We start from the raw sequence: 16,874 nt of genomic DNA, 5'->3' as shown, positions 1-16,874 counted from the left end.
AACATGACCCCCGATTTGGTGGCTGAAGTGCGAAAACGTACTAGTTCGCCTCGGCGTCTTCGGCGCTTTCAGCGGCTTCAGTAGCCGATGCTGTAGACGCCTGGATTGCCGGGCCGCTTTCTTCGGCAACACTCGTGGTGGAAACTGCCTGCGAGGCAGCGCCCTGCGTCACGTTATCCGAAGGGTCGGCTTGAGTAGTGGCTTCATTCGTGGGCGAACCTGAGTCCGCCCCATTTTCCGGCGTTGGATCAGGCTGCTGGGTGGGGTCGGGATTGGTTGTCGTCGGCGGGTTGGAAGTGGTTGGATTCTCCGGAGCTGGCGATTGCGTCGGTTGTGTTGGTTGGGCCGGCTGAGCATCGCTGCCGCCATTTGCCGGGGGCTGCGTTGGGCGCGGAGCTTCCGTCGGCTCAGTTCTGGGCGGCTCAAATGTGGGCGCGGGGCTCTTCGCGCTTGGGCTTGCATTGTTTTGGAGAATCGGAATCGAAGGCTGCGAGGTCCGGGCACGTTCGGGGACGTTGAACACGCCCGTATCAGCACTCGGTTTAGCAGACTGAAGGGCAAAGCTCGGGGTGGGCGTCTCCCCTTTAGACTTGGAGCTGTCCGTTTTCTTTGGCTTTCCGGAGTCAGATGTACTATCGATTTTGCCCAGCGCCTGGGGCGGATCTACTGGGCCGAGACGCTCCAACCCGGTGAGCGTAAAACACCCAGCAATGAAGGCCAGCGCGGCGGTGGGAAGCACGAATCGCCACTTGCGATCCACTGCTTGGGCGTAGGTGCCTGGATCCATCGCCATGCGATTTCGGCGGTTCATGTGCCAAAACCACCAGCCCGAGGGCAAAATGAACATCGCGCCAAAGAGGAAGGCGGGCAGAAGTCCGGTTTTTCCATAGATGAGTGGGAAGCCGATGAGAACTGCGTACCCAAGCAACATCGATACCGCTGCAAACACCACCAGCGCAACATGTTTAGGGCTCGGGGCTTCACCCAGGGCAAAGCCCACCCGCTGATACATTCCACGCATCAAGCCGTTAGAAGAGCCAGTTCCGCCCCGTTCATCTTTGGAGTTACGCCGATTCAAACGCGCTGCCCCTTTCGCCTCAAAATACTGCCGATAACCTTCAACAGCATAGATCTTTAGAAGCTATGGCACTAGCCGCTAGCTGGCCATTCCCCCAGCTTCACCTTGAAGCAGCAGATCTGCCACCCTTCGAGCAATCTCTCGAGCCTCCGCCAGGGACACAAAGCACACCCCTTCTTGCAACTGTGCCGCTTCCGGCAATTGAAGATATGCACGAGACTTACAACAAAAACTTTGCCTCAGCCCAACGCCTTCCTCAAAGCGCCAGGGCAGACTCACCCATACCCGTTGAGCTGCCGTTTCGTTCACGATCACCGGGTCGCCGCTGGCCACGCAACTAGTACGCAAATTGGACGCTTCGCCGAATACTGCCTCGCAGAGCAGCGCATCAAAAACGCACCATGTATATCCCCAGCGCGTGTGGTGCGGTGTTTCATTATGCGTGAGCAGAAGCCCCTGAACGTGCGTTTTGTCACTTTCAATTTCCTGCGCGCGGTTCACAACCCAGCGTTGCTGCACGTTGAGTTCGGCAAGAGGAACCGGACCTGATCGAAGCCGCTTGAGCAGTTCATAGAATGCCCGGCGCGACTGCCGATCATTCAAATTCAAAGCATCGCGGATGCGCGTAGCGAGGATGTCCATACCCCCACACTACTGCAAATGGTTATCATTTAGTGGGCAGCGGCGCACCCTCTGCCAGCGCGCGCCACCACGCCTTCGCCGATTCAGACACCACCACATTGTTGCCATCCGCCGTGAGATTCACAGGAACAGTTTCGGTTTGGATCTTGCCCTTCTTCAACGTAGACAGCACCATCGACGCATTCCCCAAGGAAATCACGCCCTTTGTTGCCGTGACGTGACTGCCCAAATCATGCGACATCGACAACAAAGTGGGCACATCACCGGGAATTGACAGCCCGCGCAACTCGGTTGCCACCGCTTGCAAAAGCTGTTGCTGACGCTCAATACGCGCCAGGTCAGAGCCATCATCCACGCCATCGCGGGCACGGGAGAAGTCAAAGGCTGTCTGCCCATCCACCACATTGCAGCCCTCAGGCATGCCGGGAATAGCGGCCGCCTGCTCAGCAGTGGCGCAGAGTTTGACGCCACCAAGCTTATCGACGACCCCCTCGACGCCCTTAGAATCCAGGACGATCGAGCCGCCCAAGGTCAATCCCGTCATCATTGAGACAGTTCGAGAAGCACACTGCATGCCCGCTTCTGAGGCAGACTCGTTAACAACAGCGCTGGCACCATAGGCGTAGGCGGCGTTGATCTTGGTGTGCGCCGGCTCAGACTTGGAACCATCCGAGCGCTCGCAAGCCGGTATGTCTACCACCGTATCGCGCGGGATCGATACCAAATCAATGCTTTCATCAGGTAAAACGCGCGCCAGCACCATCGCATCCGTGCGCCCAACATCCGACGCCGACGCATCGCCTGATTTCAACAGCTCAGCGTTGCCACCCGCGCGGGTGTCACGGATCATCACAAGATAAACAGCTTCGTCGCGCTGGTCAGCATCGGGATTTGCTTTGGTAATCCCGATGCCGGAGGTTACCCAGAAAAACCCTGCAACTGACGCCACTCCCAACACAAGAAACAGAGCCAGCAGACTGAATAACACCCGACGGAGAGTTTTCGACATAGGGCGGATTCTAGCAGCTACTTCGCTACATCGAATCCCAATTCTTCCAGCTCATAGGCATACTTATTCATCTTCCTACCCCGAGACGTGGTATAAGAATCCACCAATTTTCCACCAAGGCGCTGATACATCGTGTTCACGGCATCATTGTTCTCAGCGTCCGTTGTTAACACCACGGTGCCCGCACCCCGGCGCGCACATTCGCCAAAGAAATCGCGGATCATCTGCTTACCAAGCCCACCTCCACGCTCCTCGGGATCAAGGCACACGCTTGCTAGCAGCGCTGCACCGGGAATCTCTGCGGCCTCTTCACCGCGATAGAACAACCCTTGAAATAATCTGCCGGCCGCCTTGGGATTTCTGAGCGCAGCCATCGCTGCCGTCCATCCAAATCCAAAAAGGTCACGTTTGAGCAAACGTGAGTAAAAGCCGTTGGGGTCGGTGGTACCAACCACTGACCCAATAACCCGTCCACGCTTGCGGTAGGTGATACCAACAGCAGAAGGATCGTGGGCGTAGCCACGGTAGAAGCGCGAAAGGAACTTTGGTCCAAGCTGCGCCAAGAAGAATCCCGGAAACGCCCTCACGTGCAGATGCGCTAGGGCGCGCGCGTCCCTGGCGGCAATGCCAGCGACTGCCTCCACCTCATCTGTGGGAGCGTCGATGGCTTTACCGCCGTCGGCCACCTCACGCAGCAGCGTGCTGGTGCGCTCGCCCACAATACTTGCCGAAAAACGCTCGCGGTGAGCCTTCGCCGCATTCGCACGCCAAGCCGCCAGCTCAGAGTCAGACGCGGCGGCAAAATCGCGCAGCGTTTGTGCCAGCGCATCAACATCGCCCGGGGCGCTGACCAAACCAAGGTCGTTTTCCAACACCACTGCCGCCACATCGCCAAAGGCGCAGCACAGGATCGGCGTGTGCGAAGCGATAATAGACTGCGTCTTCGACGGCATCGTGATGCCCGACAAGGGGGCATCCGCCAAACCGATATACGCGGCATCCGCGGCCGCAAGCAGTTGCGTCATTTCTTCTTGAGGAACACGACCCAAGAAACGCACCGGCGCACCGAGATCTGCGGCAAGCGCCATCAATTCCTCTTCTTGCGTACCCGAACCCGCCAGCACCACCTCCGGGCCTTCAGCGCCAGCGCGTGCTGCGGCTCGAATCAACGTCTGCAGTTCCTGGGCCTCCCCCATGGCTCCCGCATAGAGCAATACCCGACGCTGCCCCTGAGTGCCATAGTGATCTCGCGCCTGCGCACGCTGTTGAACACTGCAAGGTTGAAAGACCTGCTCGTCCGGGGCCACCGGAATGAAGTGCACCTTGTGTTCAGGCACCCCGCGGCTGATGAGCACTTCGCGGACACCCGGAGAAATCACCACGATAGCCTCAGCTTGGGCATATAAAAGATTGCACCAGGCATGCATCGCCTTACCCGCAAGCCGCATGAGCCCACGAGCGCCCTCAAGGCCAGACACCCCGACGGTATCGGGCCACAAGTCCCCCACCCACACCACCGTCGGGGTGCCATCAATAGCCCGCGCCACCAATTGCGCAATCCCCACTGTCACCGGCGAGTAGCTCACCCATTGCACCTCGGGGCGTTGCAGCTTGCCACTCAGCCGCGCCCACGCGTAGCCCGCGGAGGCGCTCAGCCCAAAGGAGCCATAGTTTGCGATGCGTTTGATCGCTGAAGCGTCGTGGGAAGCAAACAACGGCACACGCCATACCCGCACCCCGTCACGCACAGAACGCTGCAGCCACGACATCTTCCACCCCTCAGGCAACCTGCCGGTGGGGTAGTTAGGAAATCCCGTCAGCACGTCCACATCCCAGTCGTTGTGGGCCACCGCTTGGGCAATGACGTGCGGAACCACAGCCGGTCCGGGCTCTGGTGGGTACCACTGGGTGATGAAAATTGTTCGCGGACGTGTCACGTTGGAGCTCCCAAATCAGATCTACTTCTAGAGATATATCTAGAAGTGCAAAAGCTTAGTGAGATAGTCTATCGTTACACCTTTCGTTATCCGCCGCTCCCTCCGCGGCATTTGAGGAGCTTTTGATCGTGTCCCATATCGAGCCGATTCCGTTTGCAATCCCGGACATCACAGATCGCGAGGTGGAAGCAGCGGCGGAGCGGGTGCGTTCTGGTTGGCTGACCACAGGTCCTGCTACTCGCGATTTTGAGCGGGATATGGTGGCGTTTTTGGGCGATGATTCGCTTGAAGCGATCGCGGTGAACTCGGCTACGGCGGGGTTGCATTTGGCGCTTGAGGCCGTGGGGGTGGGCCCAGGTGATGAGGTGCTGGTGCCCGATTGGACGTTCACCTCTACTGCGGAGGTGGTTCGTTACTTGGGGGCTACGCCGGTGCTTGTCGACGTCTCCTACGACACCCTCAACATCTGTCTTGAGGCGGCGGAGCGCGCCATCACTGAGCGCACGAAGGCTATCGTTCCCGTGCACTTTGCCGGTCTTGCGGTTGATGCTCAAGCCTTGGCCGATTTTGCCCGTAAGCACGCGTTGAAGGTCGTGGAAGATGCGGCACATGCGTTGCCGTCGACAAGCAATGGGGCGCTGGTTGGCACGAGTGAATCCGATGCCATTGTGTATAGCTTCTACGCTACGAAAACGATTACTACCGGCGAGGGCGGCATGGTGATCACACGCGATCCGGAGCTGGCGAGTCGTATGCGGGTGATGCGTCTGCACGGTATTAGTCGCGATGTGTTTGATCGTTATACTTCCACGCGTCCTTCTTGGGAATATGACGTGGTAGCGCCCGGTTTTAAGTACAACATGGGCGATGTTGCGGCGGCGATTGGTCGCGTGCAACTTGATCGAGGCTGGGAAATGCAGCGCAAGCGTCAAGCGATTGCACAGCGCTACGATCAAGCGTTTGCAGATCTACCTCTACTCCTGCCGGCTCACGCACCGGAGGATGAAACCCACTCTTGGCACCTCTACGTTGTGCGCATCGCCGATGGCTCCCCCATCAGCCGCGATGAGCTTGTGCAGGCACTTTCTGATGCGCAGATCGGCACTTCGATGCATTTCATTCCTTTGCACCGCCACAGTTATTGGGCGCAAACGTGCGCACAAGATGCTCAGGTGTTGCCCAACGCGGAAGCTAGCTACCACCGGGCGATGAGCTTGCCGCTATTTTCGGCGATGAGCAACGAGCAGATTGAGCGTGTGATCGCGGCGGTTCGTCGAGCGTTTGGCAAGGAGAACTAGGTGGCTATCAATATTTCTCGCGTGGAAGATGCTGCCCGGCGCTGCATCGACGTTGCGGCCTCAGCCGTGGGTCTGACCCTACTCGCGGCACCGATGGCGGCTATTGCGCTTGGCATCAAGGTGAGTTCCCCAGGCCCGGTATTCTTCACTCAGGAGCGAGTGGGCAAAGGCGGCGAGCCTTTCAAATTGATCAAGTTCCGCTCCATGCGCCCGGCGCAAGATGGCAAAGCAGCCCAAGTGACTGCTGGTGGCGATCCTCGTATTACCAAGATCGGGGCATTCTTGCGCGATTGGAAACTCGATGAGCTCCCGCAACTGATCAACGTGCTCAAGGGCGATATGTCGCTGGTGGGGCCGCGCCCCGAGGTGCCTCGCTACACACAGCACTGGCCACAACAACAGGCAACAGTGATCCTTTCGGTACGCCCCGGCATCACCGACCCCGTTACCGTGCAATTGCGCGATGAAGAAGCGTTGCTTGCCGCCCAGGAAGATCCCGAGCGCTACTACATCGAAACGCTGCTTCCTGAAAAAGCGGCGCGCTACACCAAGTATGTTCGCTCGCGCACCCTGCTCCAGGACCTCCAAACCATCCTTGCAACTGTAAAGGCGGTGGTGCGCAAATGAGCACCGAGCAACAACCCGTCCTCTGCATCATCGGCGCCAGCGGCTTCCTTTCCTGGCACGTTGGCCTGCACGCCTGGGCCCAGGGGTACGAAGTACACGCCTGCTCCACCCGGCGCGACAGCGTCGAGGACATCAGCGAAGCCATCGCGGGTGCAGACCTCGTGGTGCACCTGGCAGCATGCAACCGTCCCGCCGAGGGGGAAACCCTCGACGATGCGGCCGCAGCTACCCACAAGGCTGGGAACATCACCGCTGAGGCCATTGCACTGGCTGCAGATCGCGGCCAAGCACCAAATGCAGTGACCATTGCGGGCACCACCCAAACGGGCACCGCCTATGGTGACGCGAAAGCGGCGGCGGGCCAGGCTATCCTCGACGCAGCAGAGCGGGCACAAATACAAGCCACCCAGTGGCTACTGCCCAATCTCTTCGGCGAACACGGCACGCCGAAGCACAACATGGTCACCGCCACCTTTATCCAGGCACTCCTGGATGGGGAGCGCCCCCAGGTCAATGGCAATCATCCGCTCACCCTGCTGGCCGCACGCCACGCAGCAGAGCTTTTGCTGGATCCAACTCCGGGTGGCACCCAACAGGTGCCCACAGACCACCTCCGCCACACCACCGTGCCGGAACTTCTCAAACGCCTGGAGCACATCCACGAGGGCTATCAGGAACACGGTGCCCTGCCCGATACTGCCGATGCCTTCACCAACGAGCTGTGTGCCGCCTATCTTTCGCACGCCGTGCCTAAGCGCAACGCCGTGGAGCTGATCAAGCACAGTGATGAGCGGGGAAGCTTCGTAGAAACCCTGCGCGCCGGCGGCCAAGGCCAGGTGAGCTTTTCCACCACCGTGCCCGGTGTGACCCGCGGCAATCACTTGCACCTGCGCAAAATTGAGCGCTTCGTGGTACTTAAGGGCCAAGCCACCATTGAGATGCGCAAGCACGGCAGCGAGGAGCGCATCCGTGTCCACGCCAGCGGTGAAGCACCCAAGGCCGTGGATATGCTCTGCGGTTGGACGCACAACATCACCAATATCGGTAGCGATACGTTGTACACGCAATTCTGGATCAACGAACCTTTCGATCCATCAGATCCCGACACGTTCTTCCAGGAGGTTTAGGCGATGAGCAACGGCAAATTGAAAGTCATGACGGTAGTGGGCACCCGCCCAGAGATCATCCGCCTGGCCTGCATCATCAAGGCGTTTGAGCAGCACTTCGATCACGTCTTGGTGCACACCGGCCAAAACTGGGATCGCAATCTCAATGAGGTGTTCTTTGAGGACCTCGAGCTGCGCCAGCCAGACGTGTACCTCAATGCCGATACTTCTTCCCTGGGTGCGGTGCTCGGCGATGTGCTGCGCGGCACCGAAGCCGCCATTCACGAGCACAAACCGGACGCCCTCGTGGTTTTGGGTGATACGAACTCTTGCGTTGCCGCAGTAATGGGCAAGCGCTTGAAGGTGCCGGTGTATCACCTAGAAGCTGGCAACCGCTCCTTCGATCCGAATGTGCCGGAGGAAATTAACCGCCATTTGGTGGATCACGTCAGCGATTACAACCTCACCTATACCGAACATTCGCGCAAGAACCTCCTGGCAGAAGGCCTGCACCCGGCGCGAGTAGTGATTATGGGTTCCCCAATGCGGGAGGTGTTGAGCACCTTCAAAGAACGCATCGACGGCTCTGACGTGCTTGATCGCCTCGGTCTTGAGCCCGGCAACTATGTTCTTGCCTCCACGCATCGCGAGGAGAACGTGGATCGCGAAGATCGCCTCAATCATGTGGTGGCGAGCCTCGCTGCAGTCGCCCGTGACCAGCAGTGCCCGGTGCTGGTTTCAACGCACCCGCGTACCCGCAAGCGCCTTGATGCTTATGGAATCCAGGCCGATGAAGACGTGCGCTTCCACGATCCTTTGGGCTTCCACGACTACAACAAGCTCCAGCAGCACGCCCGCTGTGTGATTTCCGATTCCGGGACGATCAGCGAGGAGTCAACCATGCTGGGCTTCCCGGCCGTCACCTTGCGCGATGCCATTGAACGCCCGGAAGCCATCGATACCGGCTCGATCATCACCACCGGTTTGCACCCCGACGATGTGGTGGATGCGGTGCGCATGACCATCGCGCAGTGGGAATCGTATGGGCCCACTGTCTGCCCGGTGGATTACCAGATCACGGACTCATCGCGGCGTGTAGTGAACCTCATCCGCTCCACGGCGAGCACCCACCATCAGCGATTGGGTATTCGCCGATGACTAGGCCCGTGGTGTTTTGGCAGCCGATTCTTTCCATCCACCAAACGCCGCTGTTGGAGGAATTCGGCCGTATCTATCCCGGTCCGGTGTACCTGGTGGTGGATAAGCTGATTCCGGAAACGCGCGCGGATGCCGGCTGGAACGTGCGTCCGCCAAGCAGCGTGCAGCTCATTTCACCCGACGAAGATGTGGCAGGGGTTCCTTCGCGGGCGATGCATGTGGTCAGTGGCTACGTTGGCCCCCGGCGGTGGGTGCAAGAACGCAAGCGGGTGCTTTCCGACGACCAAGCCGACGTGATCGTCATGGTTGAGGGATTCTCCCGTCTCGGCGGCCCACTCAAACGCGCGGCGCGCTTTGTCAAACAATGGCGCGGCCGCATGCACTTGCGCCATCATTTGCGTGGGGTCCTCGCCATCGGCCAACGTGCAAGGCGACAAGCGAAGCGCATGGGAATGCCGGTGGAAAGAATTTATCCCATGCTTTACGCCACGGCGCTACCAAGGACGAAGCAACAACAGCAGATTCCTCAAGGTGCAGCAGTATTTGTGGGGAGACGCAGCGAAAGGAAAAACACTGCGGAGCTGATCCGCGCGACCGCAGGTCTTTGCCCATTGGTGCTCATAGGCCCAAAGGAGAAGGGCTACGACGATGGTGCGGACACCCGAGAACACGTTCACGTTCTGGGGCCCATCGCGAATGAGAGCTTGGCCGATTTTCTCAGGGAAGCTGCAGTGCTTGTCTTGCCATCTTGGTACGACGGCTGGGGCGCGGTGGTGAATGAGGCGCTGGCGTGCGGCACCCCCGTGGTGTGCTCACGGTATGCGGGAGCCGCTGACCTCATCACGTCCTTCGGCCCATTCCGTGGCGTGGTGGTTGATCGCCCGGACGAGGAACAATTGCGGGAAGCTATCGCTCAGGTGCTGCATGCGAAACAGGAAAGAGCAGTCATTCGCGCTTGGGCTGAGCAGAGTATCAGCCCGGCGGCCGTGGCTCCCTACCTGCAGGAATGCCTGCTAGCCGCGGCGGGTAATCACGCGGCCCGCCCCACTGCGCCTTGGCACGCGGGAGTGGTGCGCTGATGCTGACGTTTTACTCAGTCATCGCGGCCTTCGTCGCGGCACCACTGAGCATCTGGTTTGCGATGGTGTGGTTCCGCCGTCCGGCGTTTGCCATGGGCACGGGTGTTGCACTCTCTGTTCTTTCGCTCACGCAGTTTTTCCCAAACTCGCTGCGCTTCGCCCTTGCTGCTTCCTTGGTTCCTCACGCGGTGACCGCCCTGTACGCCAGTTCTCGTGGCACCTCGCCGAATAGGCACCTCGTTTTCCCTGGTGTGGCGCCAGTTTTGATCTACGTCGGTATGTGCGGCCTAAGCACTATTTGGTCGCTTAATCCTAGGCAGACGGTGATTTCCACCATCGCGTGGATCGTGCTCTTAGTCTTCGCACTCTCCTTCCGCCAATTGTTGAGCGTCCACGAGTTACGCACCATCATGTTTCGCATTCTGTTGGTGTTTTTCCTCGTCTCCTGCGTCACGCTGGCAACTCCGTTCGGATGGGCTGGTGGGCGCGCCCGAGGGGTATTCCAAAACGCCAATGCCGCGTCCATCTTCGTATTCCTACTGGCAGGTCTCAGCATTTGGATGGGCAAGAAATATTTCCGCTGGCTGCTGCCCATGTGCGTGGTGTTCACGTTCCTCAGCGGTTCACGTGCAGGCATGTTGGCGCTGATCATCACCCTGGTCGTGCCTTTCTACGGTCAGATGAGTGTGCGGCAAAAGGCGCTGTCCGCATTCGGTGGTTTGTTGGCACTCTTTCCCATCGGTGGGGCTGTTATGGACTTCTTATCCAAGAATTCCAGTGACGCTGCGTTGCTGCGCACGGATAATACGCGCGAAGATGCCGTCATCGTTGCCGCCCAATTCATTGCTGAGCATCCTTGGCTCGGCGCCGGATACCGTGGGACCCCGCCCGGACTTGGTTCTAGCTCGTTTTTGAAAATGTTCGCGGAGTTCGGTTTCGGCACCATCTTTGCCGCCATCATTTTGGTCGTCGCGTACATAGTCTGGGCAAAGGCAGACTCGGTGATGTTGGCACTTTCGCTTGCCACCATTGTGGACTGCTTGTTTGAAGATTGGCTACTCACTGCCGGCGCGCCGATGCTGTTGATCTTCTTCACGCTGCTGATGTCTACACCGCAAAAAGTTCGCGAAGGTGTTACTCCCCCAGCTCCTGAGCCCAAGCCTGCTTCTGCGCTTCGTCGAAGAATTGCCGGCACGAGCACTCGCGTGCGGGCATAGGAATAAACGAAGGCGAAGATGAAAAACCCAACTGCACTGCTGCGCTCGACGTATTCGCGCTCATTGATGATCCGCTTGACCAATGCTGGTCTCGCCTTTGGCGTGTCCATCCTGCTCGCCCGCCTCATGGGGCCTGAGGATTATGGGGCCTACGGGGTCATTTTGTCCGTAGCGACCCTGCTGGCGATTCCCCTGACCACCGGCCTTCCCCGCACCATCTCCCGCGACCTCGCCAGTGCGCGTGTGAACGAGGATCCGGGCAGAATGCGCGCGATCATCACTATGGGGCGGCACATGTTTCTCATCACGCTGGTGCCGCTGTTGATCGGCGCGGTGATCGCCTGGCGATTCGGGGTGAGCGTTGCCGGTTTGAGCGCTGGTGTCCTCATTAGTGCCGCTCTTGCTCCCTTGCTCGCAGCAGACGCTAACCGAATGGCCATCATGCAGGGACTTGGCCAGGCCTTGCGTTCACAGATCCCGGATCTCATCGCCCGCCCTCTGGGCACGGCAACGATCGTGACAGTGCTGCTGCTCACCCTCGGCACCACGGGGCCGGTCTTGGGCGCATTCGCCTACGCTACCGCTACCCTTTTTGGTTTCTTGGTTGGCGCGCTGATGGTGCGCTCCACGCTTCGCGAGATTCCCCACCAAGCACCGCTGCAGGCCCCAACATGGCGGGCATTTTTGCCTTCGGTGCTCACCCTGTCAATCCTCGGCGGGTCCAAGATCTTCACCGGCAATATCGACATTTTGCTGGTGGACCACCTGGGTAACCTCCGCGAAGCCGGGTACTACAAGGTTGCGCTGGCCGGCATGGCCATCGTGGCTCTTGGAACGAATTCAACCACCCACGTTGCCTACACCCGCTTCGCAGAAGCTGTGCCCAAGCGCAATCTGAAAGTGATTGCTCAGCAGTCCGATAAGGCCATGCTGTGGAGCTTCGTCACTTCACTGGTGGTGCTCGCAGCCATTGCGGTGTTGGGGCGCTTTGCCATTCTGATTGCCTATGGTGAAAGCTATCTGCCCGCTTGGGAGGTGGTGATGGTGCTCGCCGGAGGTTTTACCCTGACACAATTGCTTGGGCCTGGTGAAAATATCGCCATGTTGTCGGGCAAACAACTGCTTGCTGCTGGCGCCACCATTATCGGGGTGGTCTGCACGATCGCAGCGGCGTTTCTTCTGGTGCCCTCCTTCGGTTCGGTGGGCATTGCCCTTGCCTCGGCCCTTGGCTCCTTCGTCCGTCAATTGTTGATCGCCGTGATTGTGTATCAGCAATTCGGCATCAACATCACCGCCACCGGTATGGCCGCGCGCACCTTGCGCAGCAGCAATAGCGAATAATCATCCAGAACACTTGCCCGAAGGATCGTTCATGAACTCAGCCGAGACCGCACCCTTTGCCTACTGCGCCATCATTTCGCTGCCGCAGGATCACCAACGACGCGATAAAGCGCAGGCAAGCGCGCCCTATCCTCTTGAACACCTCCCCGCCGTCCGCGGCGCCGACCTGAGCCCAGGGGAGTTGGCTCAGCTTTTCGACGTCCCCCGCGCCACCCGTCGCTACGGCCGAGCACCAAAAGCGGGCGAGATCGGCTGCACGCTCTCTCACCTCCAGGCGTATCGAGAATTCCTCGCACGCACCGAGGATCCACAAGCCCTCGCCCTAATTGTTGAAGATGACGTGGAGTTCCTGCCCGGAAGCAAAGCGGTGCTCGACGCCCTGGCGCAGGAACCCCACGGCTTCACGCTCCTTTTCAGCAACGCCGACCGCCTCCGCAACGCCCCCAGCGCCACCGTCTATCCACGCGCACTGGACCCCCAGCACGAGATCCGATCCGCCATCCCCTACCCGCTCACGGCCATCGCGTACATCATCTCGCGCGCCGCAGCGGAAAAACTCGTGCAAAGAGCAGAACGCGGACCAGTGGATTGGTTCGCGGACGAAAGCTCCATATATGTAGAAGAGCACATCAGCTTCCGCATGCTCACACCGGGCATTGCGTGCGAGGGGGAGGCGTCGAAAAGCTCTGCAATCCACAGCGACTACATCAGCCTCCAACAACAAGCGCGGCGAAGCCCCCTCCAGCGCATCAAAGACGCAGGCTTGAAAATTCCCCGCATGTCGCTGCGCAGCCCCCTCACCCACCGCATCTGGCACGCCTACTACAAGGTCATCCAGGCGCTGCCGCAGGCCATCCGGGAACACGCGGCAGCGAAAGCGCTCACTAAAGCTATGCTCGCCATCCTCGGCACCAGCAGTTTCATCGAATCACGTTTGAGAAAGAGCTAAGCCATGCTCGGATACCCAAGCCACATCATTCGCGCCACCATCGGAGCCAAACGAGCCCGGCCCGCAGCCGAAGCCGCCCAGCAATGGGCTGCCGACGCCATCAAAGCGCCTGAGGTGATCGCCGAGGAGCAGTTGGCGCGCTTCAATGCGCAGTGGACAAAAGCCCAGCACCTCCCCTTCTACATATATTGGCAGAAGGAGCATGATCTCCCCGCGCGTATTGAGCGCCTTGAGGACCTCGACAACTGGCCGGTGTTGAGCAAGGATCACCTGCGCGAACGGGAAGATTTGGTTCGGGATACTCCTGGCACCACCGCCGCCTACCGCACGTCTGGTTCTACTGGCAGCCCTTTTTCCTTTCCCCGTGGCGGGCAGGAGCTTATCGACGGCTACGCGCGAACCTGGGCCTACCGTGAAGCCCATGGACTGCGGCCTTTCGATTCCTTCCTGCTTGCCGCTAATACGCTTGGTCACCAGGCCCACACGCGAAAAGGCTATGTGCAGGCGCGCGCTAAGCGCATTGCAAAGGATGTCGCCGGCAACTCCTGGACGGTGCCCGGCCTCATTGCCAACCCCGAACAAGCCGATGCGGCACTGAGGGCCATCCGGGTTCTGCGCCCCCGCTACTTGGTCGGCTACACCTCCGCGCTGGTGATGATTGCTCAGCGATACCTCGACACCGGCGCACGGGGGCTCGGCAGCGTCACGCATGTCATTCCCACCAGTGAGACAGTGACGCCCGCTGACGCAGCAGTGCTCAGCAACCTCGGTGAGGTGATCGTGGAATATGGCGCGGTGGAAACCGGCGTGATCGCGGCTAGTATGCCCGGCGCGAATCTGCGCCACGGCTGGCCGATTCAGGTGCTGTGGCCCTGGATTCTGTTGCGCGAACACGCGGTGGTGAGCACCTTGAGCCAGCGCGTATTCCCCCTCGTGAATTATTCGCTTGGCGACGACATCACGGCCTCCAAGCAAGGCCCCGGCGGCACAATTTTGGAGCTCGCCGCCGTGGAAGGGCGCACCCGCGACGTCATTACCTTGGCCAGCAATCACGGCAGCATTGACCTGCGCGCCTGCGAACTTTCCATGCTGGTCCGCAACATTGACGGGGTGCTCTCCGCGCAGGTGGCCCCCACCCAAGGCGAGGGCGCCGACATTGCCGTGGTGTGCGCCCAAGGCACCCAGCACGAAGCCATCGCCGCCCAAGCCGAGCGCTCATTGCGCATGCACCACCCCGGGGTAGCGAAAGGGCGGGTGCGGCTCAGGTTCGTGGACGCTTTTGTGCCGCTTGCCCGCGGTAAACGGGGTGTCGCCATCGAGGCGAACCGAATCCCGGAGCACGCCCCGACAAAGGAGATCTGATGAAACTGCACCTCATCACGTCCATGTGGCCCTCAAAGGACAACCCTATCAGTGGCATTTTCGTAGCCGAGCAGGCCAGCGCGCTGGTCGATGCGGGGCATGAGGTGTGGGTGACGGTGGCGTCGCCAAGCAAAAAGCAATGGAGCGTGATTGAAGATATCGAACCGCGATTCATGCGAACCCTGTATCTGCCTACACGGTTTGGCACCATTCACCGCGTGGCCAACACCAAGGTGGCGGCTCGGGTCGCGCGGTGGACGCTGCCTAGGCATGAAGCGGACGCGGTGATCGTGCACAACCAACTGCCGCTCGGCTTCTGCGTTCCCTGGTGGCAGACCAAGGAAGTGCCCACTGCAGTGGTGGTGCACGGTGCGGCCCCACCACTCGCCGCGAAAGGCTACGCCAACTGGCTCAAGCAGCATCTTCCTGAACTTGGCTCAAATGTAAACGTTATCCCGGTGGGCACAACGCTGCTACCTTACCTGCAGCAACTGGGCGTGCGCCACGACGCGGTGCTGGGCAATGGCACAAACTATGCGGACGTGGCGCAAGGATCGTCAGTAAGCAAGACAGTGGTGTGCATTGCCAATCTGCACAAGGAAAAAGGCGTGGACGTGCTACTTTCTGCCTTCTCGCACCTGGATTCCCTATGGCAGTTGCGCATTGTCGGGGACGGCCCCGAACGCGCCGCCTTGGAGCGGCAGGCTCTGGCATTGGGGCTGGATCGGGTGGAATTCCTTGGGCGGCTGGAACGTGAAGCCACCCTGAAGGTGCTCGAACACGCCGACCTCTTTGCCCTGCCCTCGGTTCGCGAATCCTTTGGCCTGGTGTTTCTAGAAGCCGCCATGCGGGGCATTCCTGCTGTGGGGTGCCTCGGCACCGGCGCCGAGGAGATCATTCGCGATGGCGTCAGCGGCAAGTTAGTCGCCCAGGGCGATCCGCTTGCCGTGGCCGAGGCACTGGAGCAGATGCACCTCAACCGCGATGCATGGGGGGCAGCAGCGCGCGAAAATGCACTTGGCAGAACTTGGGAGCGTTACAACAAAGAACTGCTAGCGATCCTTGGAGTGGGTTAGGCGTCCGCGAGCAAGAAATCGAGCACGGCACTCTGTGAAGCTGACGCAGCCTGGAAAAATCAGCAACACTGGCAGCGTCACTGAGTCCTAAACTCGCAACCGTCACATCACCTGGTTCGCCCTCAGCAAATTCGTTGCTAAGGCACTGCCACTGCAGGTCTTGCTTCGATGGGAGACACACGTACAGTCGATCTGTACCCCCAACCTGGGCTAAAAGATTAGAAACCAGGTCATCAGGGAGCGCAATAGTCGCCACAATGTCTCCGGTCGAAGCGGTACCAAAAGCAAAAACATCGTAGTATTGGGGATCAGTCACCAAGGTTTCAGCAATGATCTCGCGAATCTCTCGCCGAAATTCATCCCGGCGCGGTGATTCCTCATGCAAGGTTCGCACCCACACAGCGGGATGATCGGGAGTATCCACCGCCACCTGATGTTCATGAAGCTCGGTGAAATAGATATCATCTGCGTTGCAGTCAAGATGAAGTCCGAGTGCCTGGCGGGCATCCTCACGGGTTTCGCTAAGTGAGTCTCCAGATCCATATACGGCATGGTTGATCCCATACGCCTCCCATTTCGGGGACTGCTGAGGATAGCAACGAAACGCAATGTAACCAGCGTCTTTCACGTTCATTTCACCGCCTTCAATGCTTCTTCTAAGGAAGGACCAAGATCTTTCACTAAAACCTTCCGAACTAATTGAGTCTTAAAATCCTTCGATCGTATGGCAAAGGTGAAGTTTCGACGTTTGTAGGGTGAATAATATGTCGCGTGACTACCTCTTTGAGGAATCGGCTCACCACAGTGTTGTTCAATAATTTTGCGGAGCTTCTTTGCTGAGCGGGTAGGGAAACCATCCGGCACCACATACCCCTCATCGCCGTTGAAGCTGACTCACCTCAAAAGGCTAGCGGCTGCGCTCAAGTCTCGCTCTTGATGCCCCCATTTATAGTGAAGTCTCACGCGCTCATCGTGAGCGGTCACCACACCACCGG

Annotated in this window: 14 protein-coding genes; 10 read left to right on the top strand and 4 right to left on the bottom strand. The window is 59.3% G+C overall.

Annotated elements, in window-relative coordinates:
* Window positions 1–40: 40 nt before the first annotated feature.
* The 4 genes from CGERO_RS00515 to CGERO_RS00500 all read right to left on the bottom strand — a co-directional run bounded on the left by CGERO_RS00515 (window position 41) and on the right by CGERO_RS00500 (window position 4,666).
* Entirely contained in the window at window positions 41–1,078 is a 1,038-nt protein-coding gene (locus tag CGERO_RS00515; RefSeq protein WP_123932775.1) for a hypothetical protein, read from the bottom strand.
* Between the two features lie 78 nt (window positions 1,079–1,156).
* Window positions 1,157–1,720 (bottom strand): organomercurial lyase, encoded by a 564-nt coding sequence (merB, locus tag CGERO_RS00510; protein ID WP_123932773.1) that lies wholly within the window; start codon window positions 1,718–1,720, stop codon window positions 1,157–1,159.
* 25 nt (window positions 1,721–1,745) lie between these two features.
* A complete protein-coding gene (locus CGERO_RS00505; protein ID WP_123932771.1) occupies window positions 1,746–2,729 on the bottom strand; it encodes an LCP family protein in 984 nt (327 codons plus the stop codon).
* Between the two features lie 17 nt (window positions 2,730–2,746).
* The gene (locus tag CGERO_RS00500) at window positions 2,747–4,666 is read right to left on the bottom strand and encodes a GNAT family N-acetyltransferase (protein ID WP_123932769.1); all 1,920 of its coding nucleotides are present in this window, start codon (window positions 4,664–4,666) and stop codon (window positions 2,747–2,749) included.
* Window positions 4,667–4,794: 128 nt separating this feature from the next.
* Between CGERO_RS00500 and CGERO_RS00495 the strand changes: the two genes are divergently transcribed.
* Genes CGERO_RS00495 through CGERO_RS00450 form a run of 10 tightly spaced genes read left to right on the top strand, consistent with a single transcriptional unit; the run spans window position 4,795 to window position 15,879 of the window.
* The gene (locus CGERO_RS00495; protein ID WP_245998837.1) at window positions 4,795–5,964 is read left to right on the top strand and encodes a DegT/DnrJ/EryC1/StrS family aminotransferase; all 1,170 of its coding nucleotides are present in this window, start codon (window positions 4,795–4,797) and stop codon (window positions 5,962–5,964) included.
* Window positions 5,965–6,591, top strand: a complete 627-nt coding sequence (locus CGERO_RS00490) for a sugar transferase (RefSeq protein WP_123932767.1) — start codon at window positions 5,965–5,967, stop codon at window positions 6,589–6,591.
* Window positions 6,588–7,718 (top strand): polysaccharide biosynthesis C-terminal domain-containing protein, encoded by a 1,131-nt coding sequence (locus CGERO_RS00485; protein ID WP_123932765.1) that lies wholly within the window; start codon window positions 6,588–6,590, stop codon window positions 7,716–7,718. The genes CGERO_RS00490 and CGERO_RS00485 overlap by 4 nt, the downstream gene beginning before the upstream one ends.
* 3 nt (window positions 7,719–7,721) lie before the next feature.
* Window positions 7,722–8,855, top strand: a complete 1,134-nt coding sequence (wecB, locus tag CGERO_RS00480; RefSeq protein ID WP_123932763.1) for a non-hydrolyzing UDP-N-acetylglucosamine 2-epimerase — start codon at window positions 7,722–7,724, stop codon at window positions 8,853–8,855.
* Entirely contained in the window at window positions 8,852–9,934 is a 1,083-nt protein-coding gene (locus CGERO_RS00475) for a glycosyltransferase family 4 protein (protein ID WP_123932761.1), read from the top strand. The genes wecB and CGERO_RS00475 overlap by 4 nt, the downstream gene beginning before the upstream one ends.
* The gene (locus CGERO_RS00470; RefSeq protein ID WP_123932759.1) at window positions 9,934–11,151 is read left to right on the top strand and encodes a hypothetical protein; all 1,218 of its coding nucleotides are present in this window, start codon (window positions 9,934–9,936) and stop codon (window positions 11,149–11,151) included. The genes CGERO_RS00475 and CGERO_RS00470 overlap by 1 nt, the downstream gene beginning before the upstream one ends.
* Window positions 11,152–11,169: 18 nt before the next feature.
* The gene (locus CGERO_RS00465; RefSeq protein ID WP_123932757.1) at window positions 11,170–12,492 is read left to right on the top strand and encodes an oligosaccharide flippase family protein; all 1,323 of its coding nucleotides are present in this window, start codon (window positions 11,170–11,172) and stop codon (window positions 12,490–12,492) included.
* A gap of 31 nt (window positions 12,493–12,523) precedes the next feature.
* Entirely contained in the window at window positions 12,524–13,441 is a 918-nt protein-coding gene (locus tag CGERO_RS00460) for a glycosyltransferase family 25 protein (protein ID WP_123932755.1), read from the top strand.
* Between the two features lie 3 nt (window positions 13,442–13,444).
* Window positions 13,445–14,803 carry a phenylacetate--CoA ligase family protein gene (locus CGERO_RS00455; protein ID WP_123932753.1) on the top strand — a complete coding sequence of 453 codons (1,359 nt, stop codon included), beginning with the start codon at window positions 13,445–13,447 and terminating at the stop codon, window positions 14,801–14,803.
* Entirely contained in the window at window positions 14,803–15,879 is a 1,077-nt protein-coding gene (locus CGERO_RS00450; RefSeq protein WP_123932751.1) for a glycosyltransferase family 4 protein, read from the top strand. The genes CGERO_RS00455 and CGERO_RS00450 overlap by 1 nt, the downstream gene beginning before the upstream one ends.
* Window positions 15,880–16,874 lie beyond the last annotated feature (995 nt).

Source organism: Corynebacterium gerontici (assembly GCF_003813985.1).
In the GTDB taxonomy this organism is placed as follows: Bacteria; Actinomycetota; Actinomycetes; order Mycobacteriales; family Mycobacteriaceae; genus Corynebacterium; species Corynebacterium gerontici.
This window is presented reverse-complemented; position numbering and strand designations above follow the sequence as displayed.